The organism is Hafnia sp. CBA7124 (assembly GCF_002355555.1).
GTDB lineage: Bacteria > Pseudomonadota > Gammaproteobacteria > Enterobacterales > Enterobacteriaceae > Hafnia > Hafnia alvei.
Window position 1 is genome coordinate 2,417,439 of the sequence record NZ_AP017469.1, and the last position, 22,994, is coordinate 2,440,432.

Sequence of the window (22,994 nt, forward strand, 5' to 3'; positions counted from 1 at the left end):
TGAGGCGGGCTGTTGTATTTAAGACGATCGTATTTAGGACGTTCGCGTTTAGGCATACTGTTTTTAGACATATCGTTTCAAGACCTATTTTTTAGACTTACTGTATTAGGAGTACGGCATATGGCATGGCTACACAGCCTGACTGACTATATTCACGGCCTTGCCTGGCTACAGCTGATGATTGATTCGTTTTGGAGTCTGCTATCTGCGGGACTGCAATTCACGCTGCCTTTAGCGATCCTCTCTTTTATTGGCGGGATTATCCTTGGCTTTATCACCGCATTGGTGCGCCTCTATGCGCCAAAACCAGTCAAGTGGATTTTTGATTTCTACGTATGGGTTATTCGTGGCACGCCGCTGTTAGTGCAGTTGTTCTTAATCTTTTATGGTTTACCGAGTGCGGGGATCACCCTAGATGCGTTTCCGGCGGCGCTCATTGGTTTCACACTCAGCGTGGGTGCCTATACCTCTGAAATCATCCGTGGGGCAATTATCTCGGTACCTAAAGGCCAGTGGGAAGCCTCTTATTCTATCGGTATGAGCAGTTCACAGGCCATGCGCCGCGTGATCCTGCCACAGTCGGTATTCGTATCACTTCCACCGCTGTCTAACTCATTTATCTCGCTTATCAAAGATACGTCATTGGCTGCGGTGATCACCGTTCCTGAGATGTTCTTGGCAGCACAGCGCATTGTATCTGTCACTTACGAGCCGTTGATTTTATATGTAGAAGCAGCGCTGATTTATCTGGCGTTCAGCACGGTGCTAGGTAAATTGCAAAACAAGCTGGAAGTGTACTACCGCCGCTACGAGTAAGTTTTTGTTATCTATTCAGTCACCTTCCACAAGGTGACTGGATAGAAATCTTCGCCACAAGATGCAACTGCAACAAAAAGAAAACCCGCCGTCATTTACTGAAAATCAGCAAACGAATCGAGCGGGTGCAAATGCATGAGAAACTCTATGTCGAAGTTATTCAACAACTTGATAATAGCATCACACATTTAATTAACAATTTGTTTTCCTTGTTTTGTGAGCAGGATCATTAAATTACCCTGTTTTCCGGTTTGGTATCGCCCATCCCATGTGACCCAAACTCCACCGGTACATCCCTACCAAAACTTAAACAGTTAAAAGAAAATAGAAAGATAGAAAATATCTTTCGTCTTTTTATCTTTGTTGTCTTTTTTATGTTTAAAGAGTGCGTTTTAGAGCCACCAGCAGGGATGCTGGTAGCAAGTTGAGGGCGCACAGGACGTACGCTCCGAGACCGGTCGGACAAACGACTCGGTAAAAAGCGCGAGAGTCGAGAGGTTGCGCGCTGGCAACCTTTCGTCGAACGCCTACGTCAGCCGTCTCATAGAAACGCAAATGCACACGAGCGGACGAAATCTTTCACCGCCCTCACATAAAAGATTCTATATACAAGGCAGCGTTGCTTGAGCCGCCTCACTCGGACACCCACGCCAGCGGTTTCATGGAAACACATGTGCTCATAGGCGTTCGAAACCTTTCACTGCTCTAACATAAAAGAACGTAGAGAGCTATATACTCGGTCTTCCGTCAAAACTAGTGCGCCTGCTCCTGCTGAGCAAACTTCAACTCAATCAGCGCTATCGCCTTTTGCACGCCGCGCTTGGTGACAGGGTCGATGCTGGCCTTGTCAAAATTGATACTCTTCAGCTGGCTGGCCATTTTTTCGCGCACTTCGGTAGGCGCAATCACGTCAATGACGTCTAAAATCTGCTTAATCACCAGCTGGCAGGCAACCAGATCGGACGCCAGTTCTTCACTCTCAGTCAGCATCTGAGACATACTTTTTCCTTTTTGAATTCAAATTTACGCGTGTGAAATCAACAGAGTATTTTTCCCTGCGGGTTTTTACATAAATGGCTTCGGATCGCCCGCACCAACGCGCACGACTTCCGGTGAATCTTCGGTCAGATCAATCACCGTGGTTGGCTGTTGGCCTAAGAAACCACCGTGGATAACCAAGTCCACCACTTTACCCAGTGAATCTTGGATCTCTTCTGGATCGGATTCTGCAAAGTCATTGCCCGGCAGCATCAGCGTGGTCGACATTAACGGCTCACCGAGTGCAGCCAACAGATCCAGCGCAATTGGGTTTGACGGCACGCGCAAACCAATCGTCTTACGCTTTTCGCTCATTAGGCGACGCGGCACTTCTTTCGTGGCTTTCAGAATAAACGTGTAGTTGCCCGGCGTATTATTCTTGATAAGACGAAATGCGGTGTTATCAACAAACGCATAGGTCGAGATTTCAGACAGATCGCGACACACCAAGGTGAAGTTATGATTGCTGTCTAACTGACGGATACGGCAAATACGTTCCATCGCGTTTTTCTCACCCAGCATGCAACCCAGCGCATAGCCGGAGTCCGTTGGATAGACGATAACGCCGCCCTTACGCAGAACTTCCACACACTGACTAATCAGGCGCGGCTGAGGGTTATCCGGGTGAATATAAAAAAGCTGACTCATTGTAATTCCTCATTATTCAGGACGTGTCGATAGCTCAGAAAGATCAATAGCCTGAGTTACCAATCTCGCCATACAGGCTCAACGCCCGTCGGGAGCCACAATTTGCGGCCCAACTCAATCCACGCGCAGGGCTGGTGAAAATCGGAGCCCTGCGAAGCTAATAGCCCGAACTGCAACGCATACGCAGTCAACTGCGAACGCTCATTAGGGGCTTGTTGGCACTGTGCGACTTCCATCGCATCGCCACCCCAGCTTTTAAAATCGGCAAGCAGCCGTTTCAACCACTTGTTGCTTAGCTGATAGCGGCCCGGATGGGCCACCACGGCCTGTCCACCCGCATGGTGAATCGCAACGATGGCCTCTTCAATTGTACACCACTGAGGCGGAGCGTAACCGGTTTTACCACGCGCAAGATAATGTTTGAAAACACCCCCAACGTTGGTTGCATAGCCTTGCTCAACAAGATAGCGGGCAAAGTGACCACGTGTGATCTCAGCACCATCGGCGATACGCGTCGCTCCCTCAAGCGCTCCGGGAATACGCGCTTTCTCAAGCCGCAGCGCGATCTCTTTCGCACGCGCCTGACGCCGAGTCACCTGTTCACCCAGCAACGTTTGTAACTCAGCGCTGTCAATATCGACGTTAAGCCCAACAATGTGGATTTCATGATTCTCCCACAGCGTTGAAATTTCCACACCCGCAATCAGCTCAAGTTCAAGCCCTTGCTCAAGGATAGCTTGGCGCGCAGCGGGAATGCCTGCCGTGGTGTCGTGATCGGTGATAGCTAACGTGGTCACGCCCATTTCTGCAGCGCGAGACACCAACTCTGCGCTAGAAAGTAAACCATCAGATGCCGTGGTGTGGCTGTGCAGGTCAAACAGGGGTTGAGGTGACAGCGTCACTTCTTCTGATTCAAGCAGTGTATCTTGCAAAATAGCCATCCTATTGCGGTATCTGGCCCTATCATACCTAGGATGCCTAGCCGAGCGCTAACCTATTCACCTAATTCCTAAATCATTCTCTTACGCTGTACTCCTTTTCTTATTTCTCCGGGATTGAAATTTATTCATTTAAAAGGTGTTGACACATAACCATGAAACTAGTTTACTAGTACGCAGGTTCGGTACTAACCCACACTTTTTTAGTATCGACAGAAAATTAAGGTGAATGAGATGCGTAAGATTTCTTTAAACGGTCAGTTTTCAAATCAGGTGCAGGTGTCCGCAATGACTCTTTCTGCACGTTGGTGGCGTGACTCATTCAATTGGGCGGAGTAGCTGTGTTACGGATATGAAATCCAGCGCACCCCGCCCGCACCCTGCGGGCTTTTTTATAGCCAAAATTCAGCAAAAAACTCTTTTTAAAGAACACTAGCGAACAAGCGGACATAATAATGACTTCAACAAAACCCACTTTGACCTTGTTAACGCAAACGGCAGCCTATCGTAACGATCCAACGGCGCTGTTTCACCTGCTGTGTGGCGCTCGCCCCGCAACGTTGCTGTTAGAATCTGCCGAGATCGACAACAAACAGGATCTGAAAAGCCTGCTGGTTATCGATAGCGCCCTGCGTATTACCGCGATGGGCCGCAGCGTCACCCTTCAGGCATTGACCGAAAACGGTCGTGGCCTGCTTCCGTTGTTAGACGCGGTATTGCCCGCAGATGTTGAAAACGAGATATCCCCAAACCAGCGCGTTCTGCATTTCCCTGCCATCGATACTTTGCAAGATGAAGATGCGCGTTTGAAATCACGCTCGGTGTTTGACGCACTGCGTACCCTGCTCACGCTGGTTATCGTGCCTGAACAGGAACGTGAGGCCATGTTTATCGGGGGCCTGTTCGCCTATGATTTGGTGGCGGGCTTTGAAAATCTTGCGGCACTAAACAGCGATCAGCGTTGCCCCGATTTTTGCTTCTATCTGGCTGAAACCTTGTTGGTACTCGATCACCAGCACCGCAGCGCTCGCCTGCAAGCCTCCGTGTTTACAGAGAATGCCGCTGAAGCACAGCGTCTACAGGCTCGTTTAGAGCAGCTAACCCAGCAGATGACGCAAGAGGCTGCGCCAATTACCCATCCTCGCGTTGAGAATATGCAGCTGAGCTGCAATTTGAGCGACGACGCTTTTGGTGCCGTTGTCAGCCAAATGCAGCAGGCCATCCGTATCGGCGAAATTTTCCAAGTGGTGCCTTCACGCCGTTTCAGTCTGCCGTGCCCTTCTCCACTGGCGGCATACCATACGCTGAAACACAGCAATCCAAGCCCGTACATGTTCTTCATGCAGGATAACGATTTTTCTCTGTTCGGAGCCTCACCAGAAAGCGCGTTGAAATATGACGCGACCAATCGCCAGATTGAAATCTATCCAATTGCAGGCACCCGCCCACGCGGACGCCGCGCCGACGGTGAATTAGATCGCGACTTAGACAGCCGCATTGAACTTGAAATGCGTACCGACCATAAAGAACTGGCGGAGCATCTAATGCTGGTCGATCTGGCGCGTAACGATCTGGCGCGCATTTGCGAACCGGGCTCACGCTATGTCGCAGACCTGACCAAAGTTGACCGTTATTCGTTCGTCATGCACTTAGTTTCTCGGGTGGTCGGCACCCTGCGCCAAGATCTGGATGTGCTGCACGCCTATCAGGCCTGCATGAATATGGGCACCCTGAGCGGCGCACCAAAAATTCGTGCCATGCAATTAATTTCACAGGCAGAACAAACTCGCCGTGGTAGCTACGGTGGCGCCGTGGGCTATTTCACCGCACACGGTGATTTAGATACCTGCATCGTGATCCGCTCGGCCTACGTAGAAGACGGGATTGCCACCGTTCAAGCCGGTGCTGGCGTTGTTTTAGATTCTGTTCCACAGGCGGAAGCCGACGAAACCCGTAATAAAGCCCGTGCAGTGCTGCGAGCCATCGCCACCGCTCATCACGTGAAAGAGGTGTTCTAATGGCTGACATTCTTCTGCTCGACAATATCGACTCATTTACCTACAACTTGGTCGATCAGCTGCGCTCTAGCGGCCACCGCGTGGTGATTTACCGTAATCAAATTCCTGCGGATGTGATTATCAGCAAACTGGCTGAAATGGAAAATCCGGTACTGATGCTCTCTCCAGGCCCAGGCACACCGTCTGAAGCCGGATGTATGCCTGAGCTATTAGCTAAGCTGCGCGGCAAATTACCTATCATCGGCATTTGTCTGGGTCACCAAGCGATTGTGGAAACCTACGGCGGCCACGTGGGTCAAGCGGGTGAAATCCTACATGGCAAAGCATCGCAGGTTGAACACGACGGCGAAGGCATGTTTGCCGGTTTGCCTTCTCCGCTGCCGGTTGCACGCTACCACTCACTGGTCGGCAGCCAGATCCCGCAAGGATTAACGGTCAATGCCACCTTTAACGGCATGGTGATGGCTGTTCGTCAGGATGAAGATAGCGTATGTGGTTTTCAGTTCCACCCAGAATCCATTCTTACCACTCAAGGCGCTCGTTTGTTAGAGCAGACGTTGGCTTGGGCATTAGTCTAAATACGATAAATACAAACAAAATCAAAAGACTAACTTATAAAGAATTGACGGAGTAAACACCATGCAAGCCACATTGATCAAACCAACTATTTTTACGCATCAGCCTATTTTAGAAAAACTGTTCAAATCGCAGTCGATGACGCAAGAAGAAAGCCACCAGCTATTTGCCGCTATCGTGCGCGGTGAGTTAGAAGACAGCCAACTGGCAGCGGCGCTGATTAGCATGAAAATGCGCGGTGAACGTCCTGAAGAAATTGCGGGGGCTGCCAGCGCCCTATTGGCTGATGCCCAACCGTTCCCGCGCCCAGACTATGACTTTGCGGATATCGTTGGCACCGGCGGCGACGGTACGAACAGCATCAACATCTCTACCGCGAGCGCTTTTGTCGCGGCCAGCTGCGGCGCTAAAGTGGCTAAACATGGCAACCGCAGCGTTTCCAGCCGTTCAGGATCGTCTGATTTATTACAGGCCTTTGGCATTCGCTTAGACATGAGCGCCGAAGATTCACGCCAAGCGCTAGATGATTTAAATGTCTGTTTCCTGTTTGCGCCGCAGTATCACACCGGTTTTCGCCACGCGATGCCGGTTCGCCAACAGCTGAAAACCCGCACCATTTTTAACGTGCTCGGCCCACTGATTAACCCAGCGCGTCCACCTAAAGCCCTGATCGGCGTTTACAGCCCTGAATTGGTGTTGCCGATTGCTCAGGCGCTAAAAGTGTTGGGCTATAAGAATGCCGCGGTGGTTCACGGGGGTGGAATGGACGAAGTGGCTATTCACGCACCGACGCAGGTGGCTGAGTTAAACAACGGTGAAATCGAAAGCTATCAGCTTTCTCCACAAGATTTTGGCTTACAGAGTTATTCGCTAAATGCGTTACAAGGCGGAACCCCAGAAGAAAATCGTGACATTCTGGCGCGCTTATTACAAGGTAAAGGTGATGCAGCGCACGCTGCGGCAGTCGCCGCTAACGTAGCTTTGCTGTTGAAATTGTTCGGTCAGGATAATCTGCGCCACAACGCGCAGCTGGCACTGGAAACCATCAGAAGCGGGACAGCATTTGAGCGAGTGACCGCATTGGCAGCACGAGGCTGAGTATGTTGCAAGGTAATCTTTCACCACAGAAGCAAGAAACCGTTTTAAATCGCATCGTTAGCGATAAAGTCGTCTGGGTTGAAGCACGTCAATCCCAACAGCCTCTGGAGAGTTTCCGCGGGAGCATTGAGCCGTCATCGCGTTCGTTTTACGACGCGCTGGCGGGCAACCGTACCGCGTTCATTCTGGAATGCAAAAAAGCCTCGCCGTCAAAAGGCGTGATCCGTGAAAACTTTAATCCGGTTGAAATCGCCACGTTATATCGCGATTTTGCCGCAGCAATCTCGGTGTTAACGGACGAAAAATATTTTCAGGGCGACTTTGACTACCTACGTCAGGTCAGCGCCACCGTTCATCAACCGGTGTTGTGCAAAGACTTTGTGATTTCCGAGTATCAAATCTATCTGGCTCGTCATTATCAGGCCGATGCGATTTTACTCATGCTCTCCGTGCTAGATGATGAGCAGTACCAACATCTGGCCGCCGTAGCTCATAGCTTAAATATGGGCGTATTAACGGAAGCCAGCAATGAAGAAGAGCTGGATCGCGCTATCGCCTTGAAGGCCAAGGTAGTCGGTATCAATAACCGTGACCTGCGCGATCTGTCGATTGATTTAAACCGCACGCGCCAAATGGCACCGCGTTTGCCGCAGGGTGTGACCGTTATTAGCGAGTCAGGCATCCATACCTACAGCCAGATCCGTGAACTCAGCCACTTTGCCAACGGATTCTTGATTGGCAGCGCGTTGATGTCTGAGCCTGATTTAAGCCTAGCGCTACGCCGCGTGCTGTTGGGAGATAACAAAGTCTGCGGCCTGACTCGCGCCGAAGATGCGGCCACAGCCTACAACGCCGGAGCCGTATACGGCGGTTTGATTTTCGTTGGCAGCTCGCCGCGCTACGTCGACATCACTCAGGCACGCGAAGTGATTGCCGCTGCGCCATTGAAATACGTTGGCGTGTTCCGCAACGCCAAACTGGAAACGGTTCGACTCACCGTTGAGCGTCTCGCGCTGCATGCCGTTCAGCTTCACGGGGATGAATCACAGGAATACATCCGCGAACTACGTCAGCTATTGCCGGTTAACTGCCAGATTTGGAAAGCGATCAGCATCAGCGACCACATTCCTGCGCGTAATTTGCTGCATGTTGACCGCTATGTTTTCGATAATGGCAACGGCGGCACCGGTGAATCCTTTGATTGGAATCTGTTGGCAGGGAAAACGTTGGATAACGTCATGCTCGCCGGTGGTCTTAACGCCAGCAACTGCATTCTTGCCGCGAAGCTTGGCAGTGCGGGACTTGATTTCAACTCTGGCGTAGAAACCGCGCCCGGCATTAAAGATCAGCAAAAACTAGAAGCCGTATTTCAAACGCTGCGCGCTTATTAATTAAATCAATAATTAGGTTGGTACATAACATGACACTACTAAACCCCTATTTCGGCGAATTTGGCGGAATGTACGTTCCCCAGATCTTGATGCCAGCACTGAAGCAATTAGAAGAAGCCTTTGTCAGCGCGCAGAAAGATCCTGAGTTTCAAGCACAGTTCATCGATTTATTGAAAAACTATGCAGGCCGCCCTACTGCACTGACGCTGTGCCGTAACTTAACCAAAGGCACTAAAACTAAGCTGTACCTGAAACGTGAAGACCTGCTGCACGGCGGCGCGCATAAAACTAACCAAGTGCTGGGCCAAGCATTGTTGGCTAAGCGCATGGGCAAAACAGAAATTATCGCCGAAACAGGCGCTGGACAACACGGCGTGGCTTCTGCGCTAGCCTGTGCCCTGCTCGGTCTGAAATGCCGCGTATATATGGGTGCTAAGGACATTGAGCGTCAATCGCCAAACGTCTTCCGTATGCGTTTAATGGGCGCAGAGGTTATCTCGGTGACTAGCGGTTCCGCTACGCTGAAAGATGCCTGTAACGAGGCGCTGCGCGACTGGTCTGGTTCGTACGATAAAGCACACTACATGCTTGGCACAGCGGCTGGCCCACACCCATACCCAACCATCGTACGCGAATTCCAGCGCATGATCGGGGAAGAGACCAAGGCACAGATTTTAGGCTTTGAAGGCCGCTTGCCTGATGCGGTTCTCGCCTGTGTTGGCGGCGGTTCGAACGCTATCGGCATGTTTGCAGATTTTATCGTCGAAGAATCAGTACGTTTGATCGGCGTTGAGCCCGGTGGATTAGGCATTGAAACCGGACAACACGGCGCACCACTCAAGCATGGCAAAGTCGGGATCTACTTTGGTATGAAGTCACCGATGATGCAGACCGAAGAAGGCCAAATCGAAGAGTCTTACTCCATCTCTGCGGGCTTAGACTTCCCTTCTGTCGGCCCACAGCATGCTTATCTGAACAGCATTGGCCGCGCTGATTACGTGTCCATCACTGATGATGAAGCACTGGATGCCTTCAAACGTTTGTCGCGTGAAGAAGGTATTATTCCTGCGCTGGAGTCTTCTCACGCTTTGGCGCACGCTTTAAAAATGATTGAGCAAGATCCGGATAAAGAACAACTGCTGGTGGTGAACCTTTCTGGCCGCGGCGATAAAGACATTTTTACCGTTAACGATATTTTGACTGCGCGGGGAGAAATCTAATGGAACGCTATCAACAACTGTTCGCTGAACTCAAAACGCGTAATGAAGGTGCTTTCGTTCCTTTCGTCACCCTCGGCGATCCCACTCCCGCGCTCTCTCTGGAGATCGTAAATACCTTAATTGATGCCGGTGCCGATGCGTTAGAACTGGGCATACCGTTCTCCGATCCGCTGGCTGACGGCCCAACGATTCAGGACGCAACGCTGCGTGCTTTTGCGGCCGGCGTGACGCCGACGCTTTGTTTTGAGCTACTGGCTGAAATTCGTAAAAAGCATCCACAGATCCCAATTGGTTTACTGATGTATGCCAACTTGGTGTTCCACAACGGAATTGACGAGTTTTATCAGCGTTGTGCCGAAGTTGGCGTGGATTCTGTACTGGTTGCCGACGTGCCAATCGAAGAGTCTATGGCGTTCCGTCAGGCTGCATTACGCCACGGTATTGCCCCTATTTTCATCTGCCCACCGAACGCCGATGATGATTTGCTGCAAGGCATTTCCGCGCAGGGACAAGGCTACACGTATCTGCTTTCTCGCGCTGGTGTTACCGGGGCAGAAACCCGTGCTCAGCTACCGCTGCATCATTTGGTGGCGCGTTTAGATGAGCTGAAGGCGCCGCCAGCGCTGCAAGGTTTTGGCATATCTGAACCTTCTCAGGTAAAAGAGGCGCTCGACGCCGGTGCCGCTGGGGCAATTTCTGGCTCCGCTATTGTCAAAATCATCGAAAAAAACCAGCGCCAGCCCGATGTAATGCTGAAAAAATTGCATGATTTCGTCAGTGGAATGAAAGCTGCTACCCGTCGTTAAAATAGCCGTTTAGATAAACATCACCTCAACAACCGTGCCGTATTCGTACCGCACGGTTTTTTGTATTAGTGACGCTTACATATTGATAAGCCTGTTTTTTAAAAATGGATTATAGTGATTACGGATGACATGACGACTAATCATTAGATTAGGTTTTAAATCGGTCGTTCCAACTATAAACAGCAAGGAGAAACATTGATGAAATGGGTTAAAGCGATTACCACTTTTTGCGCAGCGGCGATTTTTTCTGTTGCATTGGCAGGCTGTGCGCCAACGGCCAAACAGGAAGGCACCGGCGGTTATATTGATGATACCGTTATTACGACCAAGGTGAAGTCTGCACTATTGGCAGAGAAATCTCTCAAATCAACCGAAATCAGCGTTGAAACCTTCAAAGGCCGCGTGCAGTTGAGCGGTTTTGTTTCTTCATCTGCGGATGCCAACCGTGCAGTTTCCGTCGCAAAAACGGTGAAAGGCGTGCGCGTTGTTGAAAACGATATGCGAGTTAAGTAACCGCTTCTCGCGATCAAAAAAGGCGCTTTACGCGCCTTTTTTATTGTCTGTAACTTTTTGTCTGCTTTCTGCGTCTACAACACTGAACGTTTTATTGTCCCTGCTACACACTTCTGATTAGAAGCGATAGCCAACGGCAAACATGAATACAAATGGGTCAACATGTGTATCAATGCTTTGCTTTTGGTTATTTCCATCTCTGAACTTGATGGTGGTATCAATATCCATGTACCACAGAGATGCGTTGATCATCCAGTCTTTATCCACCAGATAGTCCAAGCCCACCTGACCTGCAGCGCCCCATGAATTATCCACGCTTAGATCGTGCAAGCCTAAGCTTTTGCCCGTGTTATTAAACTTCGCATCGTAGAAATTGGTGTAGTTGATACCCACACCGACATAAGGACGCAGCTTGTCTTCCGCTTTACCGAAGTACCACTGAGCCATCAACGTTGGTGGTAGTTGACGTGTAGACGCGATGTCACCGGTCGCCTGCAACCCCACTTTGTGCTGGAACGGCGTTGCTCCCAGCAATTCAACACCAATGTTATCGGTAATCAAGTAGCTGAACGTTAGTCCCAACTGGGTATCGTTATCGATCTTGAATCCACCCAGCCCCATCACGTTATCACTGCTTTCCGTTGGACGCACCGTCGCGGTACCGGCACGAACAATAATATCACCCGCCTGATGAGCCATAGCGAAAGATGGTGCCAGCGTTGCTGCCACACATAGCGCAAGTGTAATTTTTTTCATCATCCCTTCCCTTTATATGGTTATCACTGCGTGCGGAAATATAACCAAAAAGGATGATGCGTGATCTAACACAGATCACATCAATGACATTGTTTTTCACAAAATGACATGTATTAAACATGCATTAATTATATGATTTTACGTAAATTGATGTGGATCAATTTTAACGAGTTATAAACATACCTCACGCATCTCATCTAAGTTGATTGACGTAAAATTAACCTCAGAGTAATTTTTCTATTCCGATTGTTTTGGTTCGAAACCATAAGGAGTGGTGGGAAATCAAGATGAGTAACACACAAACAATTCCAACGATCTCACAACATAATCCCTGCATCTCATGTGGCGCATGCTGCGGTTTTTTCCGCGTTTCATTTTATTGGGCCGAAGCGGATGATGCCGGAGGCCTTGTGCCTGCTTCACTGACCGAGCAGGTCAACCCTTATATGCGCTGTATGCAGGGCACCAACACGAAAAAACCACGCTGCGTGAATTTGCGCGGAGAAATTGGTCAGAATGTTATGTGTTCGATGTACGAGAACCGCCCCTCACCCTGCCGAGAATTTTCTCAATCTTGGGAGTTTGGAGAACCTAACGAAGCCTGCGATCGCGCCCGCGCCGCCTATGGGCTTACTCCGCTTGCTCCGCCAAACGCTGAAGAAATCGCCAGTAAAATAGCAGCGGGGTGCCACTTCCCCGGTTAACAGGGTACAATCGGCGCACATTGATTATTCTAAATCCCTTAATAACCTGATACTGCCGCGATCCTGCTGCTGTTTTAGTCAATTAGGGGGTCGTTGCAAATGCCAAGGAGCGCCTGCATGCCAATCACGGCCCGTACATTGTACCGTGACAGTTTTAACTTTTTCCGTCATCAGATAAGCACGCTGTGCCTGTTAGCGCTGTTAACCGCGTTTATTTCGGTGATCCTGAATCAGGCATTCACGCCGGGTGCAGACGATCTGAGTATTCTGGCCGGTGCTGATGGAACGCTAACGTCCGGTATGGGGCTGCAGGAAATGGTGCAGCAGATGACGCCCGAGCAACAGATGGTGCTGCTTAAAGTATCCGCTGCGGCCAGTTTCTCCGCGCTGATTGGTAATGTGCTGCTGCTCGGCGGTATGTTGGCGTTAATTCCGTTGGTATCTCAAGGACAACGCCTCAGCGCGCTGCGTGCGATTGGTACTTCTGCACCGATGCTGCCACGTCTGTTACTGCTGATGTTCCTGTGTACGTTGATGGTTCAGCTTGGTATTACCGCCTTTATCGTGCCGGGTATCGTATTAGCCGTTGGGCTAGCGTTAGCGCCGATGATTATGTCCGAAGAAAAGGTCGGCGTAATCAGAGCTATTCGAAGCAGCTTCCGCCTATCATTCGCCAATGTGCGTTTGATAAGCCCTGCCATCATGCTCTGGCTGGCGGCAAAACTGGCGCTGCTGCTGTTGGTAGGTGTGCTTTCTGCGCTGCACCCAACGGTGGGAATGGTGATTATGGGCGCGCTGAGTAATCTGGTTTCTGCGATGCTGATTATCTATCTGTCTCGCCTTTATATGCTGGTGAGACAACCGGCGTAATCAATACGTGATAGCAAAATGGGAGCCACGGGCTCCCATTTTTTATGGTGATACTTTAAGGTTCTATTGGCGGCTGATGTAAAGCGCTCTTATCTTCCAGCGCCAGGACCTTGGTTTCACTCGGCGGCGATGGTTCGCAGTTTACGCATTCGCTACTCTGAATAAACTTAAGCGCCAAATAGAGATCGGAAACAAACAACAGTCCTTTCTCTTCGCCCTTCGCGCGGTTTGCGCTGAACCAGCGCTTAAGGTCGGTTCTTCTCCCCGCTAAGACTAACTTGACGTTACGCTGTTTTAAATCGCGTTTCAGCTCATCAATAGCTGAGATCACGCTGATATCGGGATAGGTAAAACTGGCGACCGCATCAATCACAACCCAGCGCGGCTGAAACGGCATGCCGTCAACCAAATTAAGCACTCGTCTTTTGAAATAGCTGACGTTGAAATAGGTCAGCGGCGAGTTAAACCGATACATCAACACGCCTTCGACCGCTTTAACATGCGCTCCGTTGCCTAGCGAGTGGATCATACCCTCTTCGTTCACGCCCAGCAGTTGTTCCGTTGGACGAAACACGGTGCGCAAAAACTGGAGTAGACCGAGTAAAACGGCCAAACCGATCCCCGGCATAACCCCTACCAACATCACGCTGGCAAAGGTAAACAGCGCCAAACGAAACGCCGGTGGATTTCGACGGCGTAGCTGAATAATCGTGCGGAAATCCAGCAATGACCACGACGCATAAACCAACACCACGCCCAGAGCCGAGACGGGAATGTACTGCAACGGAGAGGTAAAGAACAACACAACTACGCCAATCACCACCGCCGCCACAATGGAAACAAGCTGGCTTTTACCGCCGTTGGCATCGTTCACTGCCGTACGCGAGCTGGTGCCGCTGATAGCAAAGCCCTGTGACAAACCAGAAATGATATTGGCGACACCCAGCGCTCGGAACTCGGCGTCGGCGTTAACTTCATAGCCATTTTTGGCGGCAAAACTGCGTGCGGTAAGCATCAGACTAACAAAGCTAATCAACGCCAGGTTAAGCGAGGGGATCACCAAATCACGCAGCAAACCGGGCTGGAAACTTGGCCATTGCACAATCGGCAAACCATCACTGAATCCACCTATCGTACGTATGCCATGACGCGGCAACTCAAAGAGCCAAACCAACAACATTGCCAGACACATTGCGATAAGCGGCGCTGGCCAACTCGGGCGCAGTCGTCTCACGCCGATCAGCACCACCAGCGTGAGCAGTGATAACAGCATGGTCGGCCAGTGGCTCCCCAGTAAATCATGCGGCAACGACAACAAGCGCTCGATAAGCTCACGCGCTTTAGTTTGGAAGCCAAAAATTTTGCCTAGCTGATCGACAATAATGGTGATCGTCAGACCGTTTAATAATCCGGTGAGAATAGGCCGCGACAGTAAATCGGCCAGCGCGCCTAGACGAAAACGGCTGGCGATCAAACACCAACCACCGGTCATCAGCGTCATCATGATACACAGTTGCCATTGAAGCTCAGTGTTACCCGCGGCAAGCGGTGTCACAACCGCCGCGATCACCGCACAGGTGGCCGTATCTGGTCCCACAATGACCTGACGCGAGGAACCGAAAAGCGCATAGGCGATCATGGGGAACACGCAGGAATAGAGTCCAACGATAGCGCCAACTCCCGCTAAATCAGCGTAGGCAATCGCCACCGGTAAGGCCACGGCGGCAACCGAAAGCCCGGCACGAATATCACTTGTCAGCCACTCCCGCTGATACCCCATCAAGAGGGCTAAACCCGGCATCCAGCCGTTAATAAATTTCCATTTCATGTCGCTTACCTTCTTTACACGCTTGCTACATCATGCGTGTAAGCAACAAACTTATCAAGGTGATAGCAAGCATTATGCCATCTTGTAAGTATTTGCAAAAATAGCCGCCGTTGCATCCCACTCGGCTGCATTATGCGCGATAATGAGAACAGGTACGCGTTAGGGTTTTAATGCCTCGCCGCACTGAATCGGGTATAGTCGCTCGGTTAACTGATTTATGGACAGGTATATGAAGCAGCTTTTAGATTTTCTGCCCCTAGTAGTATTTTTTGTCTGTTACAAGCTTTATGACATTTACGTGGCCTCTGGTGCGTTGATTGCCGCCACCGCGGTAGCGCTAATCGTGACCTGGCTTAAATATCGTAAAGTGGAAAAAATGACGCTCATCACCTTCGTGATGGTGGCTATTTTCGGTACGCTGACGCTGGTATTCCATAACGATTTATTCATCAAATGGAAAGTGACCGTGATCTACGCACTGTTCTCCATTGCGTTGCTGGTAAGCCAAATCGTGCTGAAAAAACCGTTGATCCAACGCATGCTCGGTAAAGAGATTTCTCTGCCTGATATCGTATGGTCACGTCTGAATGCGGCATGGGCGGTGTTCTTTATGGCCTGCGGTGTCGCGAATCTGTATGTGGCGTTCTGGATGCCACAAAGCGTTTGGGTTGATTTCAAGGTCTTCGGACTGACCGCTCTCACGTTGGTCTTCACGTTATTAAGCGGCGTATACATCTACCGTCATATGACCGAAGAACAAAAACTCGGCAAATAAGGTTTTTCCTGAAGGCAATCTGCTTCAGGGAAGTGGTAACTGAAAAGAATAAGACTGACATTTATGAGCGAAAAACATCGTTTCCCTGAGGGAGAGCTTGTCCTTCGTACTTTGGCAATGCCAGCCGACACTAACGCCAATGGTGATATTTTCGGTGGCTGGATTATGTCGCAGATGGACATCGGCGGCGCAATTCTGGCAAAAGAAGTGGCAGAAGGACGAGTCGTTACCGTGGCGGTTAACGGTATCACCTTTTTGAAGCCGGTCGCCGTGGGCGATGTGGTGTGTTGTTATGCACGCTGCATCCGCACCGGTCGCAGTTCTATTACTGTGAATATCGAGGTGTGGGTGAAAAAGGTGTCCTCTGATCCTATTGGACAGCGTTACTGCGTCACTGAAGCCGTCTTTACCTACGTTGCAGTTGATGATGACAACAAGTCACGCACTTTGCCTGCGGGCAAAGAGAACTTCCGCGTTGGCTTCGACGATTAAGATCTTCGCGGCGATGTAAGCCTACAAAAAAAGCCAGTTCACAATGTGACTGGCTTTTTTATTGAGCTTGCAGCGGTTATTGAATTTCAGTATCACCGGTGATGCGGAAGATAATCGTTTTGGTCAATCCCTTCCCTTCACGACCCGTCGCAAAACGCCATTTCTTCAGCGCCTGTTTCACTTCGCGTTCAAACAAGTTGCGCGGCTCAGCGGAGATGATCTCCACGTTCGTCACTCGTCCATTGCTATCAACGTCATAACGAATCACAACCTTGCCTTCTTGTTTTAACGCAAAGGCACGCGCTGGATACATCGGTTTCACAATGCTTAAGGCCTGTGGGCCACTGGGTACTGCGGCAACCGCGGGGGCACTGGCGTTGTTGTTGCTCGCCTTCGTCGTTGATGTGCTGCTGTGCGTCGACGTGCTAGAGGCTGACGTTTCAGGCGACGTCACCGTGCGAGTTGGCGTCTCTTCACGCGGCTTTTCTTCAACCACTTTTTTCGGCTGAGGTTTAACGACCTCTTTCTTCACCGGTTTTGGTTTTGGCTTAATGACCGGCTTAGGCTCAGGCTTTGGTTCCGGTTTTGGTTCCGGTTTTGGTTCCGGTTTTGGTTCCGGTTTTGGTTCTGGCTTCGGTTCTTCTTTTGGCGGTGGCGGCGGAGCAGCCTCCGGTTTGGCATCTGGCTGAGGGATCGCGACAGGCGCCGGAGCGGCAAACATCGCAGGGTTAACCATTACCACATTGATCGGTTCCGGCTCCTCAGCGGGCATATGCAGCATTTCCTGCGCAGAGGCATACAGCAAACCAGCGATTAGCGTTGAATGCAACCCGATGGACAGCGTCGTTGGCCATGAAAGACGACGTGTCAGGAAAAACTTCTTCAGTGGTGATGTTTTCAGCGACAAAGTGTTAGCAACCTGGTTTGACGGATTGATTTAACCCAAATGTTCTTTACTCAATGAGCCTGCAAGTTTAAATGCAAATAGCAATCATGTGCAATGTGCAAAGGCGCACAGAGCGAAAGAAAACGCGCGATTGACGGTTAAAACAGCAGCCCCGCAAACTCCTTAACAGCAAGATAACAGGCTTATTGCACCCTGAGTACAGATGCCGTAACGTGATGTTGTTTGTATCACACTCTTTATTCCAACAATCAGGATAGCCTTATGTTATATCTCATCTTCTCTCAGGATGTTCCCGACGCGCTGGATAAGCGAATGACCGCACGCCCTGATCATTTGGCTCGCTTGCAGGTCTTACGTGATGAGGGACGTCTGCTGACCGCAGGTCCACTTCCCGCCATCGACTCCAACGATCCCGGTGCGGCCGGTTTCTTAGGTTCAGCCATCATTGCCGAATTTGAATCGTTAGAGCATGCCAAAGAATGGGCCGATGCTGACCCTTACGTCGCGGCTGGCGTGTATCAGGCGGTTACCGTGGTACCGTATAAGAAAGTATTTTAAAACAGAACGTTATTGCCAAATTTTGGATATAAAAAAGGCCTGCTTGCGCAGGCCTTCCTTAATTCAGAGAAGTGCATTTAGCGGGGCTACATGGAGATTCCATTGATAATGCTAAATGCGCTTTTCTGTCACAATCAAGTGATGCTGCGCAGTCTACCCTTAAACATCGAACCCCGCAACATCCTGATAATTAGTACTTATGAGTTATACAAATAGCCGATTCAAAAATGATGATTAAACCGACAAAACGCTGAAAAAACGAGGCTTAATCGTTGATAAAAGCAGCGTCCACCACTAGGTTTTATCTGCTTTTGCATGGCCTATTGCAGCTATTGATAAAAATGCCCGCCAGATCCTAGACCTCAAACCCCAACTCTGGCAGGATAGTTCTCAAGGAAACACGGATAACTTATTGTTTATATAAGCCTGTTTTTTTAGGTTGGATGATCCGACGCGATGTTAGCGACATTCTCCACCGCGCTCAGAGTCAAAAAATCGATATCGATTTATTACGGATGTTTCACTTTCACCGAATAATGAGGAATTCACGATTATGGCGACAACGAAAAAAGCGACAAAATCCCACATTGGTCTTGATACCAAACAATCTGCCAAACTGGCAGAAGCCCTCAATAGTCTGCTCGGCAACTACCAAGTGTTGTACATGAACGTGCGCGGCTATCATTGGAATATCACCGGACCACAGTTTTTTGAACTGCACGTGAAATTTGAAGATACCTATAACGATCTGCTGCTGAAAGTCGATGAGCTTGCCGAGCGTATCCTGACGCTGGGTTATCAGCCTCGTCACGCGTTCAGCGAGTATCTAAAAACAGCGGATATTAAAGAAGACACTAACGTGACCGACGATAAAGGTACGTTAAAAGGTCTACTGGCGGGCTATTCGGTTCTGCTGACGCAGCAGCGTGAAATTTTAGAGTTGGCAAGCGAGGCCGGCGACGAAGGGACGTCTTCTTTGATGAGCGACTACATCAAAGAGCAGGAAAAACAGGTTTGGATGTTAAATGCCTATCTGGGCAAATAATCCCGTTTGAAGTTTTGCTCCAGCCCCGCGATGCGGGGCTGAATTTTTTCTACCACTCGTAAGCCACAGAATACAGCAATGAACGATGATGCTGAATTTTGTGTAAGCGGCGAACACTATAGATGTGTCGGTTTCTGCGGGATTGGCCTTCTAACCAGCAACTGCGTCGACGGTGTACCTGACGCAACATACGCCAGCGCCCTACTTCATTTCTACTACGTCGCATGACAAACGTCTCTCTGGGTGAGTGCGCGGGCATTATAAACCTATAGTGATATTTGTCACACAATCGATTTGCCTTCTTGGCTGTAAATCCTCAGCACATGCCCGATAATAATTTGTCTCAATGTTACAAGCCGTAAACTAATACGAATTTTAAATCGATGACTTTTATCCGCGAAAAGGTTTTACCTTTCAACAACAGTGCGTAAACTCAGTTGAGATAACGCTTTTTTGCGAAAGGATAACTCGCCTTTATGACAACGTTTTATACCGTAATTAGCTGGCTGACAATTTTTGGCTACTGGTTACTTATTGCCAGCGTGACACTTCGCATTTTGATGAAGCGCCGTGCGGTTCCTTCCGCCATGGCTTGGTTGCTCATCATCTATATTCTGCCACTGGTGGGGATCATCGCTTACCTATCATTCGGGGAACTTCACTTAGGGAAAAGGCGTGCCGAGCGCGCTAAAGCAATGTGGCCTTCGACGGCGCATTGGCTAGCCGATCTGAAAAGCTGTAAATCTATTTTTGCCACCGGTAACAGTGAAGTCGCCGCGCCGCTGTTTCAACTATGTGAGCGTCGTCAAGGGATTGCGGGAGTTAGAGGTAACCAACTACAGTTGCTGACCACTAGCGATGATACGCTGAAAGCCTTAATTCGTGACATCGAGCTGGCGCGCAGCAACATTGAGATGGTGTTTTATATTTGGCAGCCTGGAGGATTAGCCGATCAGGTCGCCGAGTCGTTGATGGCGGCAGCGAGACGCGGCGTTCATTGCCGATTGCTGCTCGATTCTGCTGGCAGCGTCACCTTCTTCCGCAGCCCTTATCCTGCCATGATGCGAAACGCAGGTGTGGAAGTTGTCGAAGCGCTGAAGGTTAATCTGATGCGTGTCTTCTTACGCCGCATGGATTTACGCCAGCACCGAAAAGTGGTTTTAATCGATAACTTTATCGCCTATACCGGCAGCATGAACTTGGTTGATCCGCGTTTCTTTAAACAAGATGCCGGTGTTGGGCAATGGATTGACGTGATGGCGCGCATGGAAGGCCCCGTGGCCACCACCATGGGCATCATTTTCTCTTGTGATTGGGAAATTGAAACCGGTAAGCGTATTTTGCCGCCGGAGCCAGAATATCATTCACTGCCGTTCGAAGAAGAATCTGGACATACCATTCAGGTTATTGCTTCTGGCCCAGGCTTTCCTGATGAACTGATCCATCAAGCGCTGTTGACCTCGGTCTATTCTGCGCGTGAGCAGCTCATCATGACCACACCTTATTTCGTGCCGAGCGATGACTTACTGCATGCCATTTGCACCGCAGCACAGCGTGGCGTTGACGTTTCTATCATCGTGCCGAAGAAAAACGACTCCATGTTGGTGGGCTGGGCCAGCCGCTCATTCTTCACTGAATTGCTGGAAGCGGGCGTTAAAATCTACCAGTTTGAAGGCGGGCTGTTGCACACCAAGAGTGTGTTAGTCGACGGCCAGCTGAGTCTGGTTGGCACAGTCAATCTCGATATGCGTAGTCTGTGGCTGAATTTTGAAATCACCTTAGTGATTGACGACGATGGCTTTGGCGCTGACTTAGCCTGCGTGCAAGACGACTATATTGCCCGTTCTACCCTGCTTGACCACGCTGAATGGCTAAAACGTCCGCTGTGGCAGCGCGTTGTTGAACGACTGTTTTACTTTTTCAGCCCATTGCTGTAAATAGCTTGGCTAATTGATGACGAGACAGTACAGGACACTCTTATGATGGATTTAGATAATCGACTCACCGAAGACGAAGCCTTAGATCAGGCTTACGATATTTTTCTTGAACTGGCCGTCGACAACCTCGACCCTGCTGACGTTATTCTATTTAACCTGCAGTTTGAAGAGCGCGGTGCGGCAGAATTATTTGATCCCGCCGAAGACTGGAAAGATCACGTTGATTTCGACTTGAACCCTGACTTCTTCGTCGAAGTGGTGATTGGTTTAACCGATGGCGAATCCGAAGACATCACTGATGTGTTCGCACGCGTCCTGATTTGCCGCGAGAAAGATCACAAGCTTTGCCATATTTTGTGGAAAGAGTAAGTTCCCCCACTTAATGCCAATCAAAACGCACAGCTTAAGCTGTGCGTTTTTGTTGTCAGCTTTAAACCACCTCCTCGGGAGGTGGTGATTGTCCCTGTGAGGCTATAGCCTGAAGGAAGCCCATGCCAGAAAATTCCAGCTTACTCACCACAAGTAAGAAGGAAATCACTGACATGAGCAGTTATAGAAGTTCAGCACATGTATTCTGGCGTTGCAAATATCACTTGGTGTGGACGCCAAAGTATCGCTACAAGGTTTTAACAGGGGCGGTAGGTAAAGAGCTTTATCGCTCAGTTTATATACTTTGCAATATGAAAGATTGTGAGGTACTTGAACTGAATGTTCAGCCAGACCATGTTCATCTTGTCGTGATGATCCCACCGAAACTCTCGATCTCAACGCTGATGGGCGTCCTGAAAGGGCGCACAGCTATTCGTCTCTACAACAAGTTTCCTCATATACGAAAGAAGCTGTGGGGTAATCATTTTTGGGCGAGGGGATACTTTGCAGACACAGTTGGAGTGAACGAAGAAATTATCAGGCGCTACGTGAGGCATCAGGATAAGAAAGACCAAGAATACGAACAGCAAATGGCGTTATTACAGGATTAAAACGAACAAGGCCCCCTTTTAGGGGGCCCCATTTAAAGCCACCTCTTCAAGAGGTGGATTTTTACACTTTAATCATGAGTCTGTTTGCTCAGCCGTGTACTGCAAAACTTACAATACACCGCATCATCGTCATGACCTGATTTATGGCAGTGTTCACAATGGCGGACGGTACGTCGACGCTGCAATACTTCGGTCATATGCGCCGTTAACACCCCCGTTGGGATGGCAATAATAGAGTAGCCAATCAAGATTAACACCGAGGCTAAAATACGCCCCGCCGGTGTATGGGGCGTAATGTCACCATAGCCTACCGTCGTCATGGTCACTACCGCCCAATAAACGGATACAGGAAGACTGGTAAAACCGTGTTCAGGGCCTTCAATCACATACATCACCCCGCCAAATAAACACAGCAAGATCATAACGAAGGTAAAGAACACTAATAGCTTTTTGCGTACGCCAACGATGCTGTCCCACAACAACGCCGCAGATCCCATATACCTCAGCATCTTAAAGATGCGTAACACCCTTAAAACACGCAGCAGACGCAGCAACGTGACATATTCAACGGCCATGTTAGGGAAGAGAAGTAAACAATAGAGCGGAAGCGTGGTTAGCAGATCGACAATGCCTAAAAAACTCGACGCGTACTTTTTGGGCTTCGGCGTGGTCAGCAGACGGAGCAGATATTCAACGGTAAATACCGCCGTGAAAAACACTTCTAGCTTTAGGCCAAGATCTTCACGCGCCACCAGCACACGCAGCGGTTTCGGATCGCCTGACTCCATAAACACCAGCACGACGCTGGCCACAGCCATCGTGATCCAAAAGAATTCCATTCTGCGACCAAAGGCCGTGTGAGTGTCGAATAAACAACTATATAAATTCTGGCGCCAAGTGCCTTTTTTCATGCCTGTCATGCTGACCCCAAAAGAGTTATTTGAGCGTAATCACGCACTTTAGCATCACAATATCAAACAATGGCTTTATATAAGTGTCACTAACGGTAAAACATAACGTCACTTCGCTACACTCACTTGCCGCTACCAGAACTGATAGCGGCAAGAGGAATATCTACCA

At 49.7% G+C, this 22,994-nt stretch carries 23 protein-coding genes and 2 pseudogenes; 17 read left to right on the forward strand and 8 right to left on the reverse strand.

What is annotated here, in order from left to right; genetic code table 11:
- Positions 1–120 precede the first annotated feature (120 nt).
- Complete coding sequence (locus CPY98_RS11150; protein ID WP_025796867.1) at positions 121–816, forward strand: amino acid ABC transporter permease; 696 nt, start codon at positions 121–123, stop codon at positions 814–816.
- A 753-nt stretch (positions 817–1,569) separates the two neighbouring features.
- Here the strand turns inward: CPY98_RS11150 and CPY98_RS11155 are convergent.
- The 3 genes from CPY98_RS11155 to CPY98_RS11165 all read right to left on the reverse strand — a co-directional run bounded on the left by CPY98_RS11155 (position 1,570) and on the right by CPY98_RS11165 (position 3,443).
- The gene (locus CPY98_RS11155; RefSeq protein ID WP_004093204.1) at positions 1,570–1,815 is read right to left on the reverse strand and encodes a DUF2766 family protein; all 246 of its coding nucleotides are present in this window, start codon (positions 1,813–1,815) and stop codon (positions 1,570–1,572) included.
- A gap of 66 nt (positions 1,816–1,881) precedes the next feature.
- A complete protein-coding gene (locus CPY98_RS11160) occupies positions 1,882–2,502 on the reverse strand; it encodes an L-threonylcarbamoyladenylate synthase (RefSeq protein WP_040044834.1) in 621 nt (206 codons plus the stop codon).
- Positions 2,503–2,558: 56 nt separating this feature from the next.
- Positions 2,559–3,443, reverse strand: coding sequence for a PHP domain-containing protein (locus tag CPY98_RS11165; protein ID WP_096387700.1), 885 nt, complete (start codon positions 3,441–3,443; stop codon positions 2,559–2,561).
- A 452-nt stretch (positions 3,444–3,895) separates the two neighbouring features.
- On the opposite strand from CPY98_RS11165, the gene CPY98_RS11170 reads away from it, so the two are divergent.
- The 7 genes and pseudogenes from CPY98_RS11170 to CPY98_RS11200 all read left to right on the forward strand — a co-directional run bounded on the left by CPY98_RS11170 (position 3,896) and on the right by CPY98_RS11200 (position 11,062).
- Positions 3,896–5,458, forward strand: a complete 1,563-nt coding sequence (locus CPY98_RS11170) for an anthranilate synthase component 1 (protein WP_096387702.1) — start codon at positions 3,896–3,898, stop codon at positions 5,456–5,458.
- Positions 5,458–6,031: pseudogene (locus tag CPY98_RS21115) on the forward strand (gamma-glutamyl-gamma-aminobutyrate hydrolase family protein); the annotation flags it as partial. The gene CPY98_RS11170 and the pseudogene CPY98_RS21115, both read left to right, overlap by 1 nt.
- Before the next feature lie 105 nt (positions 6,032–6,136).
- Positions 6,137–7,132 (forward strand): annotated as a pseudogene (trpD, locus tag CPY98_RS21120) (anthranilate phosphoribosyltransferase); the annotation flags it as partial.
- Positions 7,133–7,134: 2 nt separating this feature from the next.
- A complete protein-coding gene (trpCF, locus tag CPY98_RS11185; RefSeq protein WP_096387706.1) occupies positions 7,135–8,523 on the forward strand; it encodes a bifunctional indole-3-glycerol-phosphate synthase TrpC/phosphoribosylanthranilate isomerase TrpF in 1,389 nt (462 codons plus the stop codon).
- A gap of 29 nt (positions 8,524–8,552) precedes the next feature.
- On the forward strand, positions 8,553–9,743 hold the full coding sequence (gene trpB / locus CPY98_RS11190) for a tryptophan synthase subunit beta (RefSeq protein ID WP_040044830.1): 1,191 nt from the start codon (positions 8,553–8,555) through the stop codon (positions 9,741–9,743).
- Positions 9,743–10,549 (forward strand): tryptophan synthase subunit alpha, encoded by an 807-nt coding sequence (gene trpA, locus CPY98_RS11195; protein WP_096387708.1) that lies wholly within the window; start codon positions 9,743–9,745, stop codon positions 10,547–10,549. The genes trpB and trpA overlap by 1 nt, the downstream gene beginning before the upstream one ends.
- 198 nt (positions 10,550–10,747) lie before the next feature.
- Positions 10,748–11,062: a BON domain-containing protein gene (locus tag CPY98_RS11200; protein ID WP_025796889.1), complete on the forward strand. Its 315-nt coding sequence runs from the start codon at positions 10,748–10,750 to the stop codon at positions 11,060–11,062.
- A gap of 117 nt (positions 11,063–11,179) precedes the next feature.
- Here the strand turns inward: CPY98_RS11200 and ompW are convergent, their stop codons facing one another.
- Positions 11,180–11,818: an outer membrane protein OmpW gene (gene ompW, locus CPY98_RS11205; protein WP_025796891.1), complete on the reverse strand. Its 639-nt coding sequence runs from the start codon at positions 11,816–11,818 to the stop codon at positions 11,180–11,182.
- Positions 11,819–12,132: 314 nt separating this feature from the next.
- On the opposite strand from ompW, the gene CPY98_RS11210 reads away from it, so the two are divergent.
- Both CPY98_RS11210 and CPY98_RS11215 read left to right on the forward strand, forming a co-directional pair.
- Complete coding sequence (locus CPY98_RS11210) at positions 12,133–12,522, forward strand: YkgJ family cysteine cluster protein (protein ID WP_172625180.1); 390 nt, start codon at positions 12,133–12,135, stop codon at positions 12,520–12,522.
- Positions 12,523–12,639: 117 nt separating this feature from the next.
- Entirely contained in the window at positions 12,640–13,392 is a 753-nt protein-coding gene (locus CPY98_RS11215; RefSeq protein WP_025796895.1) for a YciC family protein, read from the forward strand.
- 55 nt (positions 13,393–13,447) lie between these two features.
- Here CPY98_RS11215 and CPY98_RS11220 read toward each other — a convergent pair whose 3' ends face one another.
- Positions 13,448–15,220: a SulP family inorganic anion transporter gene (locus CPY98_RS11220; RefSeq protein WP_046449218.1), complete on the reverse strand. Its 1,773-nt coding sequence runs from the start codon at positions 15,218–15,220 to the stop codon at positions 13,448–13,450.
- A 229-nt stretch (positions 15,221–15,449) separates the two neighbouring features.
- Here CPY98_RS11220 and CPY98_RS11225 point away from each other — a divergent pair, with 229 nt between their 5' ends.
- Positions 15,450–15,995: a septation protein A gene (locus tag CPY98_RS11225; protein WP_040044824.1), complete on the forward strand. Its 546-nt coding sequence runs from the start codon at positions 15,450–15,452 to the stop codon at positions 15,993–15,995.
- Between the two features lie 63 nt (positions 15,996–16,058).
- Positions 16,059–16,487 (forward strand): acyl-CoA thioester hydrolase YciA, encoded by a 429-nt coding sequence (yciA, locus tag CPY98_RS11230; RefSeq protein WP_025796902.1) that lies wholly within the window; start codon positions 16,059–16,061, stop codon positions 16,485–16,487.
- Positions 16,488–16,563: 76 nt separating this feature from the next.
- Here the strand turns inward: yciA and CPY98_RS11235 are convergent, their stop codons facing one another.
- Positions 16,564–17,259 carry a TonB family protein gene (locus tag CPY98_RS11235; protein WP_096388752.1) on the reverse strand — a complete coding sequence of 232 codons (696 nt, stop codon included), beginning with the start codon at positions 17,257–17,259 and terminating at the stop codon, positions 16,564–16,566.
- A gap of 396 nt (positions 17,260–17,655) precedes the next feature.
- On the opposite strand from CPY98_RS11235, the gene CPY98_RS11240 reads away from it, so the two are divergent.
- The gene (locus CPY98_RS11240) at positions 17,656–17,952 is read left to right on the forward strand and encodes a YciI family protein (RefSeq protein WP_025796906.1); all 297 of its coding nucleotides are present in this window, start codon (positions 17,656–17,658) and stop codon (positions 17,950–17,952) included.
- Between the two features lie 553 nt (positions 17,953–18,505).
- Positions 18,506–18,997, forward strand: coding sequence for a Dps family protein (locus CPY98_RS11245; protein WP_025796909.1), 492 nt, complete (start codon positions 18,506–18,508; stop codon positions 18,995–18,997).
- Positions 18,998–19,046: 49 nt separating this feature from the next.
- Here the strand turns inward: CPY98_RS11245 and CPY98_RS11250 are convergent, their stop codons facing one another.
- Complete coding sequence (locus CPY98_RS11250; RefSeq protein ID WP_071603101.1) at positions 19,047–19,223, reverse strand: YciY family protein; 177 nt, start codon at positions 19,221–19,223, stop codon at positions 19,047–19,049.
- A gap of 250 nt (positions 19,224–19,473) precedes the next feature.
- Between CPY98_RS11250 and cls the strand changes: the two genes are divergently transcribed.
- The 3 genes from cls (at position 19,474) to tnpA (ending at position 21,914) form a co-directional block, all read left to right on the forward strand.
- Positions 19,474–20,934, forward strand: a complete 1,461-nt coding sequence (cls, locus tag CPY98_RS11255) for a cardiolipin synthase (protein WP_025796911.1) — start codon at positions 19,474–19,476, stop codon at positions 20,932–20,934.
- A 45-nt stretch (positions 20,935–20,979) separates the two neighbouring features.
- Positions 20,980–21,303, forward strand: coding sequence for an HI1450 family dsDNA-mimic protein (locus CPY98_RS11260; RefSeq protein ID WP_035502449.1), 324 nt, complete (start codon positions 20,980–20,982; stop codon positions 21,301–21,303).
- A gap of 173 nt (positions 21,304–21,476) precedes the next feature.
- Positions 21,477–21,914 carry an IS200/IS605 family transposase gene (tnpA, locus tag CPY98_RS11265; RefSeq protein ID WP_046450593.1) on the forward strand — a complete coding sequence of 146 codons (438 nt, stop codon included), beginning with the start codon at positions 21,477–21,479 and terminating at the stop codon, positions 21,912–21,914.
- A gap of 68 nt (positions 21,915–21,982) precedes the next feature.
- Here the strand turns inward: tnpA and CPY98_RS11270 are convergent, their stop codons facing one another.
- Entirely contained in the window at positions 21,983–22,834 is an 852-nt protein-coding gene (locus CPY98_RS11270; RefSeq protein ID WP_096387710.1) for an ion transporter, read from the reverse strand.
- Between the last annotated feature and the right edge of the window lie 160 nt (positions 22,835–22,994).

What these genes read in the sequence shown, in the direction of transcription:
- CPY98_RS11245 (WP_025796909.1), top strand. Translation starts at nt 18,506, where the DNA reads ATGGCGACAACGAAAAAAGCGACAAAATCCCACATTGGTCTTGATACC.
- CPY98_RS11155 (WP_004093204.1), bottom strand. Translation starts at nt 1,815, where the DNA reads ATGTCTCAGATGCTGACTGAGAGTGAAGAACTGGCGTCCGATCTGGTT.
- ompW (WP_025796891.1), bottom strand. Translation starts at nt 11,818, where the DNA reads ATGAAAAAAATTACACTTGCGCTATGTGTGGCAGCAACGCTGGCACCA.
- CPY98_RS11270 (WP_096387710.1), bottom strand. Translation starts at nt 22,834, where the DNA reads ATGACAGGCATGAAAAAAGGCACTTGGCGCCAGAATTTATATAGTTGT.
- CPY98_RS11170 (WP_096387702.1), top strand. Translation starts at nt 3,896, where the DNA reads ATGACTTCAACAAAACCCACTTTGACCTTGTTAACGCAAACGGCAGCC.
- tnpA (WP_046450593.1), top strand. Translation starts at nt 21,477, where the DNA reads ATGAGCAGTTATAGAAGTTCAGCACATGTATTCTGGCGTTGCAAATAT.
- CPY98_RS11215 (WP_025796895.1), top strand. Translation starts at nt 12,640, where the DNA reads ATGCCAATCACGGCCCGTACATTGTACCGTGACAGTTTTAACTTTTTC.
- CPY98_RS11160 (WP_040044834.1), bottom strand. Translation starts at nt 2,502, where the DNA reads ATGAGTCAGCTTTTTTATATTCACCCGGATAACCCTCAGCCGCGCCTG.
- CPY98_RS11250 (WP_071603101.1), bottom strand. Translation starts at nt 19,223, where the DNA reads ATGCGACGTAGTAGAAATGAAGTAGGGCGCTGGCGTATGTTGCGTCAG.
- CPY98_RS11200 (WP_025796889.1), top strand. Translation starts at nt 10,748, where the DNA reads ATGAAATGGGTTAAAGCGATTACCACTTTTTGCGCAGCGGCGATTTTT.
- CPY98_RS11235 (WP_096388752.1), bottom strand. Translation starts at nt 17,259, where the DNA reads ATGCCCGCTGAGGAGCCGGAACCGATCAATGTGGTAATGGTTAACCCT.
- CPY98_RS11165 (WP_096387700.1), bottom strand. Translation starts at nt 3,443, where the DNA reads ATGGCTATTTTGCAAGATACACTGCTTGAATCAGAAGAAGTGACGCTG.
- yciA (WP_025796902.1), top strand. Translation starts at nt 16,059, where the DNA reads ATGAGCGAAAAACATCGTTTCCCTGAGGGAGAGCTTGTCCTTCGTACT.
- trpCF (WP_096387706.1), top strand. Translation starts at nt 7,135, where the DNA reads ATGTTGCAAGGTAATCTTTCACCACAGAAGCAAGAAACCGTTTTAAAT.
- cls (WP_025796911.1), top strand. Translation starts at nt 19,474, where the DNA reads ATGACAACGTTTTATACCGTAATTAGCTGGCTGACAATTTTTGGCTAC.
- CPY98_RS11225 (WP_040044824.1), top strand. Translation starts at nt 15,450, where the DNA reads ATGAAGCAGCTTTTAGATTTTCTGCCCCTAGTAGTATTTTTTGTCTGT.
- trpB (WP_040044830.1), top strand. Translation starts at nt 8,553, where the DNA reads ATGACACTACTAAACCCCTATTTCGGCGAATTTGGCGGAATGTACGTT.
- CPY98_RS11220 (WP_046449218.1), bottom strand. Translation starts at nt 15,220, where the DNA reads ATGAAATGGAAATTTATTAACGGCTGGATGCCGGGTTTAGCCCTCTTG.
- CPY98_RS11260 (WP_035502449.1), top strand. Translation starts at nt 20,980, where the DNA reads ATGGATTTAGATAATCGACTCACCGAAGACGAAGCCTTAGATCAGGCT.
- trpA (WP_096387708.1), top strand. Translation starts at nt 9,743, where the DNA reads ATGGAACGCTATCAACAACTGTTCGCTGAACTCAAAACGCGTAATGAA.
- CPY98_RS11150 (WP_025796867.1), top strand. Translation starts at nt 121, where the DNA reads ATGGCATGGCTACACAGCCTGACTGACTATATTCACGGCCTTGCCTGG.
- CPY98_RS11240 (WP_025796906.1), top strand. Translation starts at nt 17,656, where the DNA reads ATGTTATATCTCATCTTCTCTCAGGATGTTCCCGACGCGCTGGATAAG.